We start from the raw sequence: 16365 nt of genomic DNA on the forward strand, positions 1-16365 counted from the left end.
TCCAGGAAAAACGCTGGGCGTTATTCCGCCCGAGGCTGCGTGATGACGAAGAGCTCTACTTCGTGCCTTTTGCTTCCTGCCAGAGCGCTTCCATTTCGTCCAGATCAGCCTTTTCCAGCGAGCTGCCGGATTTCTCCAGGGCCTGCTCGACATAGTGGAAGCGCGAACGGAATTTCTCGTTGGTGCCGCTGAGCGCTGCTTCCGAATCGAGCTTCAGGTGACGGCCGAGATTCACGACGGCAAACAGCATATCGCCGAATTCATCCTTGATCTCCGCGGTTTGGCCTTTGGCCAGCGCCTCGCGCAATTCGCCGATCTCTTCCTCGATCTTGTCGAGGATGGGCGCTGCCTCGCTCCAGTCGAAACCGACGCGGGCGGCCTTCTCCTGAAGCTTCAATGCCCGCGTCAGTGCGGGCAGGGCGACCGGCACGCTGTCCAGAAACCCCTTGCCGTTGTCTTCCGGGTCGAGTCCGCGCGCGAGACGGGCGCTACGCTTCTCGGTCTTCTCTTGTGCCTTGATCTTCTCCCACATGCCCTTGGCCATGCCGGCACTGCGGGCCTGTTCGTCGCCGAAGACGTGTGGATGGCGGCGGATCATCTTCGTGGTGATGGCCTGGACCACGTCGCCGAAAGCGAACTCGCCGGCTTCCTCAGCCATCCGCGCGTGGTACACGACCTGCAAAAGGAGATCGCCGAGTTCGTCGCGCAGATCGTCGAGATCGCCGCGCGCGATGGCGTCGGCCACCTCATAGGCCTCCTCGATCGTGTAAGGCGCGATGGTCGAGAAATCCTGTTCGATATCCCAGGGACAGCCGGTCTTTGGCGCACGCAGCGCCGCCATGATTTCGATCAGGCGCGAAATGTCTTTCGATGGCTTCATGCGGCGGATGCTATCGCGCGGTCCGCCGCGCGGCCAATGCTGTCGGCGGGCGAAGCGGGCTTGTCCACAACTGCGCCGGACAAGTCCAGTCAGTCGAGCACGGAAACGATCGCCTTGGCGAGCTTGTCCATGCCGTCTTCCGGCAGGCCGGCGACATTGATGCGGCTGTCGCCGACCATGTAGACGCCATATTCCGCGCGCAGCCGTTCGACCTGCGCTTCCGTGAGCCCAAGCCGGGAAAACATGCCGCGATGGCTGGCGACGAAATCGAAGCGGTCGGAATTGGACTGCCGGCGCAGCGCCTCAGCGAATTGCACCCGAAGTCTCAGCATGCGCACGCGCATCTCCTCGAGCTCGGCTTCCCAGTCCGCGCGCAAGGCCGCGTCCTCGAGCACGATGCGCACCGCCGCCGCGCCATGGTCCGGCGGCATCGAATACATGGCACGAGCCGCCGACAGCATCTGGCCCAGCGCCACGTCGGCCTGCGCGCTGTCCCTGGCCAGGATCATCGCCGCGCCGACACGGTCGCGGTAGACGGCGAAGTTCTTCGAGCAGCTGGACGCGACGACCATTTCCGGAACTTTTTCGGCCAGCAGCCGCAGTCCGGCGGCATCGGCCTCGAGGCCATCGCCAAAGCCCTGATAGGCAATGTCGACAAACGGCAGCAGGCCGCGCCCGACGACGAGATCGGTGACAGCGGCCCACTGCGCGATGTCCAGATTGGCGCCGGTCGGGTTGTGGCAGCAGCCATGCAGCAGCACCACCTCGCCGCCCTTCGCCTTGCGCAGTGCTGCCAGCATGTCGTCGAAGCGAACGGCGCCCGATGTCGCGTCGAAATAGGGATATTCACGGATTTGCAGCCCCGCGGCGCGCATCACTGGCATGTGGTTCGGCCAGGTGGGGTCGGACAACCAGACCGTCGCATCGACGCGGGTTCGCTTCAAAAGCTCGGCTACCAGCCGCAGCGCGCCGGAGCCGCCCGGCGCCTGCGCGGCACGGATCCGCGTCATGTCTGCATCCGCACCGAAGGCCAGCCTGGCCATCACGGTATTGAACCCGGTGTCGCCGGCGAGGCCGAGATAAGTCTTGGTGTCCTGACCCTGCAGCAGCCGCTTCTCCGCCTCGCGCACGGCCCGCATGACCGGCGTCTTGCCGTCGCGATCCTTGTAGACGCCGACACCGAGGTCGACTTTGTCGGGTCGAGGATCGGCACGATAGAGGCCGATCAGGGCAAGGATCTTGTCGGCGGCAGCCGGCTGAAGGTTTTCAAACATCTGCATGGTTCCGTTGGCGCGGCGGAGTGATACGCAAATCGACCCCCTTGCACCAGCGGTTTTAACTCGCGCCAGCCTGAATCGCATAGCCTGGCATCGCTGCGAGCTACCTCGGCGGCTGCATATCTGCGGCGTTTCGCGAAAAAATCTGCGGGGCCGGGATTAAAACCCCCACATGTTCCGTAAACAGGGCATGAAACGGTCGATGCCACGCTTCGATATCGTCGGACAACTCGGTTCGCTCAGGCGTTACGCGCGCTCGCTGACGCGCGACGGTGCCGATGCCGAGGATCTCGTGCATGACGCTCTTGTGCGCGCCTATGAGCGGCGCGGCACCTTCCGCTCGGGCGGAAATTTGCGCGCCTGGCTGCTGTCCATCGTCCACAACACGTTCGTCGACCGCATGCGCTCGCGACGCTCTGAAGCAGCGCGCATCGAACAGGCTGGATACCTTGCGGATGGCAGCGCGGCGGCGCCGCAGGAGCATTCGGTGCGCCTGGGCCAGGTGCGCGATGCTTTTTTCAGCCTGCCCGAAGAACAGCGCTCGGCCCTGCATCTCGTCGCCATTGAGGGCCTTTCCTACAGCCAGGCGGCCGATGCCAGCGGCGTGCCACTCGGAACACTGATGTCGCGCATCGGTAGGGCGCGCGCCGCGCTTCGGAAGATGGAGGAGGGGGCTCCGACGAAGGCGAAAAATCACCTCAGGATTGTTGGAGGCCCGTCATGACAGGAACTATCGACCCCGTGACGGACGCTGATCTCGACGCCTATGTCGACGATCAGCTCGACGTCTCGCGCCGTATCGAAGTCGAGGCCTTCCTCTCCGCCCGGCCGGAAGAGGCCGCGCGTGTGATGTCGGATCTCAGGATGCGGGACGAACTGCGCGTGGCGCTGGCCGGATCAGGCATGGCGAGGCCGGTGACGACCGATGCCGCGCGGCGCCTGGAGAGGGGACTTGCCCGGGGCCGCATCTTCGGCGTCTTGCAACGTGCCGCGGCGGTGGCCGCTTTCGTCGCTGCCGGCTGGCTGGCTAACGGCATCGTCGGGCCGATGTCTGTGACCAGGGTCGTCGCCTCGCCGCAGCCGCCCGCCTATGTCGACGAGGCGGTGCGCGCGCACAGGACGACCCTTGTGCGCGAAAGCATGTCTTCGCAGGCCGAGGCGCCAAACTACAATGCCGGCGAAATCCGCGCGGCGACGGCCATCGTCATGCCGTCCTTGCCCAAGGACTGGAAGGTCCGCGACGTGCAGGTCTATCCATCGCGCTTCGGCCCCAGCGTCGAGATGGCGGTCGAGACCAAGGAGATGGGCCTGGTGTCGCTGTTCGCGATACGGCCGGGAACCTTCGACGTGGTCAAGCCGACCGTCGCGCCCTCGGGCGACATTTCCTCGGCCTATTTCCAGATCGGCGAGGTCGCTTATGCGGTGGTCGCGCAAAGCCAGGTCCGCGACCTCGACCGCGCCGCCGAGACCCTTGCGAGAACGCTTTACTGATCCGTTCACAAAGGAGAATGCAAATGAACACGCCCAACCTGGGATACCGCGTCGGCACCGGCGCCCAAAGCGGCGCCCTCTACGACGAGGGCCTGCGCCAGCACATGCTGCGCGTCTACAACTATATGGGCCTCGGCCTCGTGGTCACCGGCCTCATCGCGTTCATGGTGTCGTCGACGCCCGCGCTCTACGTGCCAATCTTTTCCAGCCCGCTGAAATGGGTGGTGATGCTGGCGCCGCTCGCCTTCGTCCTGCTGTTCTCGTTCAAGATGCAGACGATGTCGGCGGCAAGCGCGCAGGCGATGTTCTGGGCCTTCTGTGCGGTCATGGGTCTGTCGCTGGCCTCGGTCTTCCTGGTTTTCACCGGAACCAGCATCGCACGCACCTTCTTCATCGCCGCCACCATGTTCGGCGCCACCAGCCTCTACGGCTACACGACCCGGCGTGACCTGACCCAGTTCTCGTCCTTTCTGATCATGGGCCTGATCGGCGTGGTGATTGCCAGCATCGTCAACATCTTTCTCGGCTCGACCGCTTTGCAGTTCGCCATCTCGGTGATCGGCATCGCCGTGTTCATCGGCCTGACTGCCTGGGACACGCAGTCGATCAAGGAACAGTATGCGGAGAACTTCGACGCGGAGTCGCGGCAGAAGCTGGCCGTTTTCGGCGCCTTCTCGCTCTACCTCAACTTCGTCAACATCTTCCAGCTGTTGCTGAACTTCACCGGCGAGCGGGAATAGTCCGAACTGTAGCAGGCAACACCTTGCATCTTGCCGTGGCCGGAGGGAAATCTCCGGCCACTCTTCATTTGAGACGGCGCCTTGCCCGCTTGTGCCATCGCACGTTCATCGTGACTGTGTGAAACGCAATGCAAACCGCCGCCTTGAGTTCACGCCTGGCCATTTGCTAGCCTGCCGGCCAAGCAAAGACAAACCGCGAGAACATATGGCACAGGACAGCCAGACACTTCATGGCGACGACATCTCGGCCGTTATAGTCGGGCAGGGGGCCGAACTGGTCTCGCTGCGGGATGCGGATGGGCTGGAGCTTGTGTGGCAGGCCGGACCGGCCTGGCGCCGTCATTCCCCGGTGTTGTTTCCGATCGTCGGCCGGCTGAAGGGCGACCAACTGCGCCATCGCGGCCAGACCTATCCGATGACGCAGCACGGCTTCGCCCGCGATAAGTCGTTTGCCTGGGCGGAGAGGGGTTCTCGGTCCTGCATGCTGGTGCTCACCGACGACGCGGAGACCCGAACGCACTACCCCTTCGCCTTCCGTCTGGCGGTAACCTACACTCTCGACGGCCGGCAGCTTGGCGTCACGTTCGAGATCACCAACACCGGCGACGAGCCGCTACCGGCGTCGATCGGGGCGCACCCGGCATTCAACTGGCCGCTGCTGCCGGACCTGCCCAAGGAGGCCTACTGCCTGACCTTTGCAAAGCCCGAGCATGCGCCGATCCGCCGTCTCAAGGACGGGTTACTGCTGGCGGCAAGGCAGCCCACGCCCATCGAGGGCAACATTCTCGCTTTGTCGGATCGGCTGTTTGACGAGGATGCCTTGATCCTGGACCAGCCTTCCAGCACCGCTGTGCGTTACGGTGCCGATCGTGGTCCGGCGATCGAGATGCATTGGAACGGATTCCGGGAATTGGGCGTCTGGTCAAAGCCGGGCGGCGCGCCATTCCTCTGCATCGAACCCTGGCACGGCCTCGCCAGCCCGGTGGATTTCGATGGCGAATTCGCCGACAAGCCAGGAGTGATGCTGATCGAGCCGGCCGGAAGGCGCGTGCTCGGCTATCGGATCGAACTTCAACCGCAGACGCATTAGCTGAAAGGCTGGCGTCGCGTTCATGGATGGTGGAGTTGTTCGTAAACATCCAGCTCGCTTGATTTGGAGGAATGCAGCATGGACCGATTCACCGGCGGTTGCCTGTGCGGCAACGTCCGAATTGTGGCGACTGGACGCCCATACCGGGTGGGCCTTTGTCACTGTCTCGACTGCCGCAAGCATCACGGGGCGCTTTTTCATGCTTCCGCGATTTTCCCTCAGGATGCGGTGACGATCGATGGCGAAACCCGTGACTACGCCGGGCGGTTCTTCTGTCCCCGTTGCGGCTCGACCATTTTTGGTCGCACCGCCGACGAAATCGAAGTGAACCTGGGATCCCTGGATGCCCCGGACCAACTGACGCCAACGTACGAAAGCTGGATCGTCCGTCGCGAAACCTGGTTGCCGCCGTTTCCGCTCACGAGACGATATGAGCGCGATCGTGACGCCACGGGTCGGTTCGAAGAGTAGGCGGCACGAACGGCGGGAAGGCGCCATGACCAAGGGACCGGCGGCGCTTCAATCCGGAAGGCCGGCCTTGCGGAAGCCATCGACGAAATGGTCGAGCATCGCCGGATCGCGGAAGGGCTCCGTCCAGACCCAATGGCTGGTGGTGAAATGCGGATTGCCGACGAGGAACAGTTCGACTTCCGCGCGCGCCTCGTCGAGCCGGCCGAGCTGCGCGAGGCTGGCCGCCAGGAAGCGGCGTGAGCTGGTGCGGTAAGTCTCGTCCCGGCGCAGTGTCTTGACGGCGGCTTTGTAGTCGCGCGCCGCATATTGCGCCGCGCCGAGCGTCAGATAGTACCAGCTTGCCGGAAACGGGTTGAGCCGGAACGCCTTGCGGATCTGTTCGAGTCCTTCCTCGACCCGCCCGGCCAGCACGGAGATGTCAGACAGTGTCGCCCAGGCATCGGCCTCGTTGGGGTCGAGCTCGAACGCCCTGGCGAACTCGGCATCCGCTTCGGCGAAGTCGCGCTCATAGGCAAGCAGGTTGCCGAGCACCCAGCGGCAGCCGGCGTCGTTGGGATCGATCGCCACCGCCTTGCGCGCCAGCTCCAGGGCAATACGGCGGTTGGGTTCCACCGGCTCGCCCCAATGCACCCATCCCATCCAGTGGTTCATGGCAAGCCAGCGATAGGCCTCGGCATAGTCCGGATCGAGCGCGACCGCGCGCGTCAGCATCAGATGCGCCTCCCGCGCGGTCTGCGGCGAATCGTCGATCAGCTTGCGCGCCCGCACGCACAGATCGTAGGCCTCGAGAGTCTTGGGCCGATTGCGCGGCGGCGGCGCGCGCAGCCGGCCAAGCAGCGCCTCCACGATCTTGGCCGTCACCTCGTCCTGAACGGCAAAGATATCGTCCAGGCCGCGATCGAAGCGTTCCGCCCACAGGTGATCGCCGCTCGCCGCGTCGACCAGCTGGGCGTTGATGCGCACGCGCCCCGCGGCACGTCTTGCGCTGCCCTCCAGGAGGTAGCGCACGCCAAGCTCCCGGGCGATCTCGCGCACGTCCGCCGCCTTTCCCTTGTAGGCGAAGGTCGAATTGCGCGCGATGACGAACAAGCCCGAGGCCCTGGACAGGTCGGTGATCAGGTCTTCGGTCAATCCGTCGGCGAAAGGCTCTTGTTCGGGGTCGTTGCTGAGATTGACGAAGGGGAGCACGGCTATCGACGGTTTGTCGGGCAGCGGCAAAGCTTTTCGGTTCGCGCCATCGAGGGGTTCGACGATCCCCGTGAAGCGGTAGCCGACGCGCGGAACAGTGGTGATCCATTCACCGCCGTCGGCGGACGGACCAAGCAGCTTGCGCAGCTGCGCGATCTGGACGGTGAGATTGCCTTCCTCGACGGCCGTACCCGGCCACGCCGCATCCATCAGCTTGGCCTTGTCGAGGATTTCGCCAGGCCGCCCGACGAGCGCCGCCAACAGCTTCAGCCCGCGGTAGCCGACGGCAACAGGATCATCGTTCCGAAGCAGCGTTCCCGCATCCGGATCAAGCACGAACGGACCGAAGGCAAAGCGCGATCCCTGCATAAGGCGCATCTATAGCCCGTTTGGAAATTTTGAGAACTATTTGGGAGAGCTTAATTACGGCACTGTTCGCATCCGGCACAATTCAACCTCTTTCAGGTCGAGGTCCCAAGTCGAGGACCCACCCTCAAACCATAGGAGGTTGCCATGAACGATACCCTTGCATCGACGCGGTGTCCGACGGTGCGGCCGAGAATGCCTGTAGTGCTGGCGGAAGCGTCGCGTCGGCACTTGGCGACCCTGCGAAGCATTGTCGCGGCCTGGCACGATCGGACCTGGCGCGAGCGGATACGCTTTCGCTGGGAGCTTGAGCGAATGTCGAAGGACAATCCCCATCTGATCGGCGACATCGGACTGACGAGAGGGCAGGTCGAGGCAGAGCTCGCAAAGCCTTTTTGGGAACGGTAGGCCGAATGCTGAGCAGATCTCCGCGGCAAAGATAGGGGCGGGTTGTCAGACCTGCCGGACGATGGTGCCGATCGCATTGACGACGAGCCGTGCGGCGGTCAGGGCCGACAGGCCGTCGATATCGGCGGGAGGACGCAACTCGACGAGGTCGATCCCGCGATCGTGGCTCGCCTGCCGAGGCCTGCGATCAGGTCGATCACCTGCGTGTAGGTGAGGCCGCCGGGGGTGCGCGCCGCCACGCCCGGCATGATATTGGGGTCAAGGCTGTCGCAGTCGAGGCTGACGACGACCCGCGCGCCTTCCGGAATATGCCGCAGAGCGGCTTCGACGCCTTGGGCATGGACCTCGCGGGCGGTCACGAAGCGGCTGCCATAGCGCCGCGCCGCTTCGATGTCGGCGAGGCCCGCGCTGCCGACGCTGCGCAACCCGACTTGCACCATGCCGGCGACATGCGGCATCTCGCTCGCCCGGCGCATCGGGCTCGAATAGCCATGGCGCTCGCCATCGACCTCGTCGCGCCAGTCGATATGGGCGTCGATCTGCAGGATCCAGATCGGCCCGTGGACCGCGAAGCCGGCGACGAAGGGCATGGTCACCGAACAGTCGCCGCCGAGCAGGATCGGCACGGCCGGCAATGCCAGGACTTCGCGCGTCTTCGCCTCGATGCGAGCCCGGTTGCCGGCATTGTCATGCATGATGGTCTCGATGTCGCCGGCGTCGATGCAGCAGACCGGCCTGCCGTCGAACAGCGGGCCGCCGAGATCGAAATCCCAATGCTCGACGAGGCCGGCATCATCCTGGCTCGCGGCGCGGATAGCCTCGGCGGCCAAAGCATAGCCGCTGCTGTCCTTGCCGGGATAAGTACTGCCGTGGCCGACTCCGAAGATCACCGCACAGGGCAGGCGGCCGTCGGCGAGGCGATCGGGAAAGCCGAGAAAGGAAGCGGCGGTCATTTCTTGAAGGTCCTGATGGTGAGTTCCGCTGAAGCTCGATAAGCAGCTTTTTGAAGAAGTGTTCAATGTTTCGGTACGAGGCCATCGAGCAGGAAGTCGAGGCCCTTCTGAAATGCGCCATCCCAGTCGTTATCCAATAGCAGACGGGAGCGTTCGATCGTCGGAAAGCGTTCGCTGAGACCGGCAAGGCGCTGCTGCGCGGAGGCTTGGTCGTCACCCGATAGGTCGAAGCTCGCCCGGGTGATGGTGGCGCCCATCACATAGTTCCAGAGCGACCAGATCGCGACGTTCAAATCCGCGTCCGCCACACCGGCTCTGGACAAGATCTTGCCCAGCAGTTCCAGGCGACTGAGGATGTTCGGGCCGAGCGCCCGGCGCGGCAACAGCGATGCCGACCAAGGATGGCGAAGCATGCTGGCGCGCCAATCTTCGAGCATATGAACGATTTCTCCGCGCCAGTCTTGAGACTCTACTGCTTGAGGCGGCCTATGATATTCGAGCACAGAATTAAGTGCCAGATCAAAGACATCTTCCTTGTTGCTCACGTGCCAATATAAGCTCATTACGCCCGAGCCGAGGCGATCGGCAAGCCGACGCATTGTCAATCCGCCGACTCCTTGAGCGTCCAGCAATTCTACCGCAGTCGCCCCGATACGTTCCAGGCAGAGAGCTGGCTCACTGCGCGCTTTCTGCACGATCTCGGACTGCATATTTGTCCGTTGAGACCGGTTGCTCCGGACGCCGTTGCGTTTGGCTACCATCCGTTTTCCTCGCTGGTCAGGACGTCGATTTTGGCCGGCAACGCGACCAATGTCGATCCTGCACGATTGACTCGTACGTCGTACCAGTTGTATGGGCGATGCAGGTCTAACGTTCACTCATGCCGGTCGCGAGGGCAGGTTGCTCGCAAGCCGCAGAGCCAAGAGAAAATCATGTCGCGCGGAATCAAACGTCTGCTTATCGGAGGGTTAATCATCATGTCTATGGCAGTTCCCACTGCGACCACAGCGAATGAGAATGATCTCAAGCTGACCATCGTCAATCCGAAAAACCTCTACGACCCGTCGCCGAATGGCTACAGCACGGCGGTGATCGTGCCCCGCGGAGGCCGTGTGGCCTACATCTCCGGACAGGGCGGTCAAGACAACACGGGGGCTTTATCGCCCGACTTCGCTGTCCAGGTCGAGCAGGCCTACGCCAATTTGCGCGCTGCCATCGATGCGCTCGGTGCCAGGCCGGATCAGGTCGCCAAACTCACGGTCTTCGTGGTCGACCACGATATGTCCAAACTTGAGGTGCTGACCAAGAACGTCAAGCAGATGTTCGGCGAAGCGCTGCCGGCGCAGACCCTTGTTCCCGTTCCCAAGCTTGCAATTGACCCCATGCTCTTCGAAGTGGAAGCCGTCGTCGTTCTGGAATAGCGGCGAGCAGGGGCTGCCAGACAGCAGATTGAAGATGACCGGCCGCACCGCCACCGAATGCGGCTGGCATATTGCGCCTCTTGCGGCGATTTGGTGCCCATAAGTCGCATAAGATAGATTATGGAACTAAGCCTTCAGCTCCGGTCTCTGAATCGGCCGTCGGTTGCCAGCGAATGCGATCTTGCACGTCGGCCGGTTCGGGTGTGGAGACAGGTTCACTGAACCCCGTTCAACGGAGCAGCCCGCCTTTGGCGGGCTGCGTTGGCACATCCTAGGCAAGTTTACTCGGCGGCGCCGATCGCCTTGAGCCCGGCGGCGGCGCATTTGGCGTCGATATCGCCCGAAGGAGCACCGCCGACGCCAATGCCGGCCACCAGGGCATCGCCGAACTTGACCGGCAAGCCGCCAGCCTGGATCACCATGCGAGGATCCATGTCACGCATGCCGTCATTTGCCGGCTTGGAGGCTATGAATTCGGCGAGCCCCGCAGTGTCGCGACCCAAGGCTGCCGCGGTGAAGGCCTTGCCTTCGGCGCTGGATGCGGTGTGTGCGCCGGAATTGTCGGCCTTGAGCAGCACTTGCGTCGCGCCGCTCCGCGCCACGATGGCGACGCTGACATTGCTGCCTTCGGCAGCGCAAGCCTCCAGCGCGGCTTGTGCTGCCTTGGTTGCCCGCTCAAGCGGCAAGTAAGGGGCGGTTGGCAATTCCTGCGCTGTGGCAGCGATAGGAGCAAGAAGCGTCACTGTAAGTATGAGTTTGCGAATCATCGGGCCTCTCCTTTCCAACTAACGGGCAAAGGTTAGCGCCTCTTGCTCTCAATGTATATTTTAGGAAGCCATCACATAGACTGCCTGTCAGGCCTGCAATGCAGATCGACAAGCATCCACCGGCCTGACAATGCAATCCTCTTTTGGCATTTTTGCAAATCTTACAGCGACAGCCAAGTGCAAGATCTCGACATCGGACCTGTAATCGCGGCTCATGGCCAGGCGATCAATGCCACCGGCTATGAAGAGAATATTCTATCTGTCTGATCTATAAGGAATTTCAAGCGCCATGCCATCAAATGCCGGCTCGACATTTGCCGGAGTCTCAGCCATCACGGTAGCGTAGTCCAGCGGCCCATGCATATGGGTCAGCACAGCCTGTTTCGGGGCCAGCCGCTCGATCCACTCAAGCGCCTCGCCGAGCGACAGATGGCTCGGGTGCGTCCTGTACTGCAGCGCGTCGATGATCAGGACATCGAGATTACGCAGTCGTTCGGCAGTGGCAGCCGGAAAATCGCTGATGTCGGGGCAATAGGCTAGTCCGCCGATACGGAAGCCGAGCGATATGATGTCGCCATGGACCTGCGGCAGCGGCTCGAGGGTGAGGGCACCGCCCTCGCCTTCGATCACGACGGGCTTTGCGTGATCGATGATATGGGCGTCGACGATCGGCGGATAGGAACTGCCTGGCGGCGTCTCGAAACAGTAGCCGAAGGCCTGGCGCAGCCGCAGCATCGTTGGCTGGTCGGCATGGATATCGATCCGCTGCCGCTGGTCGAGCACGAAGCCGCGCAGGTCGTCGATGCCGTGGATGTGGTCGGCATGTGGATGGGTGTAGACGACGGCATCGATGCGTTTGACGGAGGCCATCAGCATCTGCTGGCGGAAATCCGGTCCTGTGTCGATGACGACGGTGGTGCGGGCGCCGCTCTCGGCAATCCGCTCGACAAGGGCTGCCGTGCGCATGCGCCGATTTTTCGGATTTTGCGGATCGCAATTGCCCCAGTCGCCGGTGATGCGCGGCGTGCCCGGTGACGAGCCGCAGCCGAGAATGGTGAGGCGCAGCCGGTCTGTCATCGTTCAGGCGCTTTGCTCGGCGGGGCGCGGCATCTTGCCGAACAGCCGGAAGAAATTATCGGTCGTCAAAGCTGCGATTTCACCTTCGCTGACGCCGATCGTCTCGGCGAGAACCCTGGCCGTGTGCGCGACATAAGCGGGTTCGTTGCGCTTGCCGCGAAATGGGATCGGCGCGAGATATGGCGCATCGGTCTCCACCAGCAGCCGGTCGTGCGGCAGGTCGGCGGCTATGGCGCGTATTTCGGGCGAATTCTTGAAGGTCAGGATGCCGGAAAACGAAACATAGCCGCCCAGCGAGACGCCAACCTCGGCCAGCCTGCGTCCCGACGAAAAACAGTGCAGGATAAACGGGAAGGCGCCCTTCCCCGTTTCTTCCTCCAGGATATGAGCCATGTCGTCGTCGGCATCGCGCGAATGGATGACCAGCGGCAGGCGCGTCTCGCGGGCCGCGGCGATGTGGTTGCGCAAACCCAGCGCCTGCGCATCGCGGGGCGCCTTGTCATAGAAATAGTCGAGCCCGGCCTCGCCGATCGCCACCACCTTTGGATGAACGGACAGGCGCACGAGATCCGCCGTCGTCACGTCAAGCTCTTCGGCGGCATTGTGCGGATGGGTTCCGACGGAGCAGTACACTTCGTCGAAAGCATCTGCGATTTCAAGTATTTGCTGAAATCGCTTCACGCGCGTCGAGATCGTCACCATGCGGCCGATCCCGGCAGCCAGGGCGCGGGCGACGATGGCCGCCCGCTCCTCGGCGAAGTCCGGAAAATCCAGATGGCAGTGGCTGTCGACGAGCATCAGCCGTTCGCTTCCGGCTGATCGACATAACGCGGAAACACGCCTTCTGGCACAGGCAACGCTCTGCCCGGCACAAGCGCATGGTCGGCGTGGAGATGCACGAAATCGCGCTCGTCTGCCGGCACCGCCAGCAGGTCAAGGAGCTTCGCGGCCGATCCTGGAATAAAGGGTTGGCACATAATCGCCACGCGCCGGACCACTTCGGCCGTTGTCCATAGCACCGTTTGCATGCGCTCGGGGTTGGTCTTCTTCAGCGCCCAGGGTTCCTGTCCGGCGAAATACCGGTCGGCTTCGGCCACCACGCCGAAGATCGATGCCAGCGCCAGATGGATGCCCTGCTCGGCCATTACCTTACGCGCGGCGGCAAGAGCTGCCGCCGCCTGATCGAGGATTGCCTTGTCGGCATCCGTCAGCTCGCCGCGCGTCGGCACCACGCCGCCGCAGTTCTTGGCGATCATCGACAGTGAGCGCTGCGCCAGATTGCCGATGCCGTTGGCGAGGTCGGCATTGGTGCGGTTGACGATCGCTTCGTGGCTGTAGCTGCCGTCCTGGCCGAACGGCACCTCGCGCAGGAAGAAATAGCGCACCTGGTCGAGCCCGTAGTGCTCTATCATGGTGAAGGGGTCGATGACGTTGCCGACCGATTTCGACATCTTCTCGCCGCGGTTGAACAGGAAGCCGTGGCCAAAGACGCGCTTCGGCAGCGGAATGCCTGCCGACATCAGGAAGGCCGGCCAGTAGACGGCGTGGAAACGCACGATGTCCTTGCCGATGATGTGCGCATCGGCCGGCCAGAATTTCCAATTATCTGCGTTTTCATCGGAATAGCCGACGCCGGTAATGTAGTTTGTCAGCGCGTCGACCCAGACATACATCACGTGCTTCTCGTCGCCGGGCACCGGCACGCCCCAGTCGAACGTCGTGCGCGAGATCGACAGGTCTTTCAGTCCCGATCTGACGAAGCTCATCACTTCGTTGCGCCGCTCGGCCGGGCCGATGAAATCCGGCTGGCCCTCGTAGAGCGCCAGCAGTTTGTCCTGATAGGCCGAAAGCCGGAAGAAATAGCTTTCCTCCTCGACCCATTCGACCGGCGTTCCTTGCGGGCCATAGCGGATATTGTCGGGACGAACCTCGGTTTCCTCCTCGCCGTAATAAGCTTCGTCACGCACCGAGTACCAGCCGGCATAGCCGCCCTTGTAGATGTCTCCATTGGCAGCCATCGCCTTCCAGATCGCCTGAGAGGCCACGTAGTGCCGCTCTTCGGTGGTGCGGATGAAATCGTCGTTGGAGGCGTTGAGCGCGGTCGCCATGCGCTTGAACTCAGCCGAATTGCGGTCGGCCAGTTCGCGCGCAGAAATGTCTTCCTTCTTCGCCGTCTGCAGCATCTTGATGCCGTGTTCGTCGGTGCCGGTGAGAAAGAAGACCTGCTTGCCGTCGAGCCGCTGAAAGCGGGCCAGCGCATCGGTGGCGATCAATTCGTAGGCATGGCCGATATGCGGCTTGCCATTGGGGTAAGAGATCGCGGTCGTGACGTAGTATGTATCGCGTGACATGAATGAACCGTCATGAATGTCTGAATGGAAGGCGTGGCGGTGGATATCGCATCGGGGCGGCGATTGCCATCCCGAGGGAACCATCACATTCGCATTGCAGACTTCAGGCGGTCGATCATGGTCAAGGCGTGCTGCTTCTTGTCGAGATTGTAGGTATCGGTCTCAGATATAGCGTCCAGCGCCTCATGCCAAGTGTCCGACAGCGTTTTGGCTCGTGCGAGGTCGCCGGCCAGCGCCGCCCGGCTCGCCGCATCGGACAACAGGTCGAGCGCGCGGCAGTTGAATATATCGAACTGGATCGCCTGGTCGCGCCCGGCCACCACCTCGGCAAGGCGATAGGCGCCGGCGATGTCGCTCTTGCCGGCGCTCACCAGGGCATCCAGCGTCTCGGCGATCTCCAGTCCGCCATACTGCGTCAGAAGGATCGCATTGCGGGCGCTGCCGCCCGCCCGCGTGGCCAGCGCTGCCCGCGCCGCCGGATCGCCCGGCGGCGGCGGCTCGGCGGTTTCCAGCACCGCCATCAGTTCGTCGATATCGAGCGGCGACAGCCGCACCAATTGGCAGCGCGAGCGGATCGTCGGCAGCAGGCTGCCCGGCGCATGGACGATGAGGATGAACAGCGTTCGCGCCGGCGGCTCCTCAAGATTCTTCAGCAAGGCATTGGCTGCATTGGTGTTCATGTCGTCGGCCGGGTCGACGATCACCACCCGGTAGCTGCCGTCATGCGAAGTCAGCGACAGGAAGCGATTGACCTTGCGGATCTCGTCGACGGTGACGACCGTCTTGAAGCTCTTGGTCTTGTCGTTCAGCGGCCGCGTCAGGTGCAGCACGCCGGGATGCGCGCCAGTGGCGATCTGGCGAAACAGCGAGGACGCCGGATCGGGAACGGCGAGCGTCTCCGGCGCCTGCTCGAAGGCCGGATGCTTCAGGAGATGATGCGCCAGATGGAACGCGAGCGTCGCCTTGCCGATGCCGAGCGGTCCGGTGAAGATCAGCGCGTGCGGCAGCTTTCCAGCGCGATAGGCGGCGGCGAGCATGGCGGCGGCCTGCCCGTGCCCGACCAGGCGTGGCGTTTCGGACGGTTCAGGGACGCCGTCCAGCGTGTCATGCTGTTCCGGCGCGATGCGTTCGAAGATCATGCGGGTGCGGTCTGTCTGTTGCGCATGGGCGCCCTCGCCTCCAGCGCCGCGAACACCGTGGCGGTGACGACATTTTCTACCGCGTCGGGAGCGGCGGATGCGTCGATCACAACGCAGCGCTCCGGCTCGGCCGCGGCGATCGCCAGGAACGCCTCGCGGCGCGCCTGGTGGATGGCAAGCGTTTCCTTTTCGAAGCGATCGGGGCCGGCGCCGGCGCCGCGACGCACTGTTGCGCGTCTCAGGCCTTCCGTGGGATCGATGTCGAAGATCAGCGTCATGTCGGGCATCATGCCATTGATGGCGACCTGCTCCAGCGTCTCCATGAACACCGGGTCGAGGCCGCCGGTGACGCCCTGGTAGACGCGCGAGGAATCCAGGAAGCGGTCGCATAGGACAATGGAGCCGCGCTCGACCGCCGGGCGGATGACCTGCTCGACATGGTCGGAGCGCGCCGCCGCGAAAAGCAGCGCTTCCATCTTCGGCCCGAACGGCTCGGCGGCGCCCGAGAGCAGCACATGCCGGACCGCTTCCGCGCCCGGCGAGCCGCCCGGTTCCCGGGTGACGAGGACGTCGTACTTCTTGGCGCGCATCTTTCCCGCCAGCCGCTCGATCTGCGTCGACTTGCCTGCTCCTTCGCCGCCTTCGAAGGTGATGAAAAATCCGCGTGCCAATCGAAAGGCCTTTGTCCCTTATTTGAATGGATTCTAGCGCTCTAGATAGTCCGCGTTCGGGAAAACGTCCATGCC

17 protein-coding genes and 1 pseudogene are annotated in these 16365 nt (G+C 63.2%); 7 read left to right on the forward strand and 11 right to left on the reverse strand.

What is annotated here, in order from left to right; all coding sequences use genetic code 11:
* Positions 1–55: 55 nt before the first annotated feature.
* Positions 56–880, reverse strand: coding sequence for a nucleoside triphosphate pyrophosphohydrolase (gene mazG / locus ACIU1A_RS10870; protein WP_140584645.1), 825 nt, complete (start codon positions 878–880; stop codon positions 56–58).
* A gap of 89 nt (positions 881–969) precedes the next feature.
* Positions 970–2154, reverse strand: coding sequence for an aromatic amino acid transaminase (locus tag ACIU1A_RS10875; protein ID WP_404927273.1), 1185 nt, complete (start codon positions 2152–2154; stop codon positions 970–972).
* Positions 2155–2347: 193 nt separating this feature from the next.
* Here ACIU1A_RS10875 and ACIU1A_RS10880 point away from each other — a divergent pair, with 193 nt between their 5' ends.
* The 5 genes from ACIU1A_RS10880 (at position 2348) to ACIU1A_RS10900 (ending at position 5949) form a co-directional block, all read left to right on the forward strand.
* Positions 2348–2881: a sigma-70 family RNA polymerase sigma factor gene (locus ACIU1A_RS10880; RefSeq protein ID WP_404927897.1), complete on the forward strand. Its 534-nt coding sequence runs from the start codon at positions 2348–2350 to the stop codon at positions 2879–2881.
* The gene (locus ACIU1A_RS10885; RefSeq protein WP_140664474.1) at positions 2878–3648 is read left to right on the forward strand and encodes an anti-sigma factor; all 771 of its coding nucleotides are present in this window, start codon (positions 2878–2880) and stop codon (positions 3646–3648) included. The genes ACIU1A_RS10880 and ACIU1A_RS10885 overlap by 4 nt, the downstream gene beginning before the upstream one ends.
* 23 nt (positions 3649–3671) lie before the next feature.
* Positions 3672–4388, forward strand: coding sequence for a Bax inhibitor-1/YccA family protein (locus ACIU1A_RS10890; protein ID WP_140525179.1), 717 nt, complete (start codon positions 3672–3674; stop codon positions 4386–4388).
* 205 nt (positions 4389–4593) lie between these two features.
* A complete protein-coding gene (locus ACIU1A_RS10895; protein WP_404927274.1) occupies positions 4594–5478 on the forward strand; it encodes an aldose 1-epimerase family protein in 885 nt (294 codons plus the stop codon).
* Between the two features lie 78 nt (positions 5479–5556).
* Positions 5557–5949 (forward strand): GFA family protein, encoded by a 393-nt coding sequence (locus tag ACIU1A_RS10900; RefSeq protein ID WP_140498579.1) that lies wholly within the window; start codon positions 5557–5559, stop codon positions 5947–5949.
* 48 nt (positions 5950–5997) lie between these two features.
* On the opposite strand, the gene ACIU1A_RS10905 is transcribed toward ACIU1A_RS10900, so the two are convergent.
* Positions 5998–7515, reverse strand: coding sequence for a winged helix-turn-helix domain-containing tetratricopeptide repeat protein (locus tag ACIU1A_RS10905; RefSeq protein WP_181168655.1), 1518 nt, complete (start codon positions 7513–7515; stop codon positions 5998–6000).
* 135 nt (positions 7516–7650) lie between these two features.
* Here ACIU1A_RS10905 and ACIU1A_RS10910 point away from each other — a divergent pair, with 135 nt between their 5' ends.
* Positions 7651–7911, forward strand: coding sequence for a DUF1127 domain-containing protein (locus ACIU1A_RS10910; RefSeq protein WP_404927275.1), 261 nt, complete (start codon positions 7651–7653; stop codon positions 7909–7911).
* A gap of 45 nt (positions 7912–7956) precedes the next feature.
* Here ACIU1A_RS10910 and ACIU1A_RS10915 read toward each other — a convergent pair.
* Positions 7957–8864: pseudogene (locus ACIU1A_RS10915) on the reverse strand (agmatinase).
* A 62-nt stretch (positions 8865–8926) separates the two neighbouring features.
* Complete coding sequence (locus ACIU1A_RS10920) at positions 8927–9625, reverse strand: TetR/AcrR family transcriptional regulator (RefSeq protein ID WP_404927276.1); 699 nt, start codon at positions 9623–9625, stop codon at positions 8927–8929.
* A gap of 171 nt (positions 9626–9796) precedes the next feature.
* Here ACIU1A_RS10920 and ACIU1A_RS10925 point away from each other — a divergent pair, with 171 nt between their 5' ends.
* A complete protein-coding gene (locus tag ACIU1A_RS10925; protein WP_404927277.1) occupies positions 9797–10285 on the forward strand; it encodes a RidA family protein in 489 nt (162 codons plus the stop codon).
* A gap of 281 nt (positions 10286–10566) precedes the next feature.
* Here ACIU1A_RS10925 and ACIU1A_RS10930 read toward each other — a convergent pair whose 3' ends face one another.
* From ACIU1A_RS10930 to tmk, 6 genes are all read right to left on the reverse strand, one after another.
* Positions 10567–11052, reverse strand: coding sequence for a heme-binding protein (locus ACIU1A_RS10930; protein ID WP_140498580.1), 486 nt, complete (start codon positions 11050–11052; stop codon positions 10567–10569).
* Between the two features lie 255 nt (positions 11053–11307).
* The gene (locus ACIU1A_RS10935; RefSeq protein WP_404927278.1) at positions 11308–12129 is read right to left on the reverse strand and encodes an MBL fold metallo-hydrolase; all 822 of its coding nucleotides are present in this window, start codon (positions 12127–12129) and stop codon (positions 11308–11310) included.
* Positions 12130–12132: 3 nt separating this feature from the next.
* Positions 12133–12927: a TatD family hydrolase gene (locus ACIU1A_RS10940; protein ID WP_404927279.1), complete on the reverse strand. Its 795-nt coding sequence runs from the start codon at positions 12925–12927 to the stop codon at positions 12133–12135.
* Positions 12927–14480: a methionine--tRNA ligase gene (gene metG / locus ACIU1A_RS10945; RefSeq protein WP_404927280.1), complete on the reverse strand. Its 1554-nt coding sequence runs from the start codon at positions 14478–14480 to the stop codon at positions 12927–12929. Before metG ends, ACIU1A_RS10940 begins: the two co-directional genes overlap by 1 nt.
* Positions 14481–14563: 83 nt before the next feature.
* The gene (locus ACIU1A_RS10950) at positions 14564–15619 is read right to left on the reverse strand and encodes a DNA polymerase III subunit delta' (protein WP_404927281.1); all 1056 of its coding nucleotides are present in this window, start codon (positions 15617–15619) and stop codon (positions 14564–14566) included.
* Positions 15616–16290: a dTMP kinase gene (gene tmk / locus ACIU1A_RS10955; RefSeq protein WP_140561191.1), complete on the reverse strand. Its 675-nt coding sequence runs from the start codon at positions 16288–16290 to the stop codon at positions 15616–15618. Before tmk ends, ACIU1A_RS10950 begins: the two co-directional genes overlap by 4 nt.
* Positions 16291–16365 lie beyond the last annotated feature (75 nt).

Source organism: Mesorhizobium maamorense, assembly GCF_044998965.1.
Taxonomy (GTDB): domain Bacteria; phylum Pseudomonadota; class Alphaproteobacteria; order Rhizobiales; family Rhizobiaceae; genus Mesorhizobium.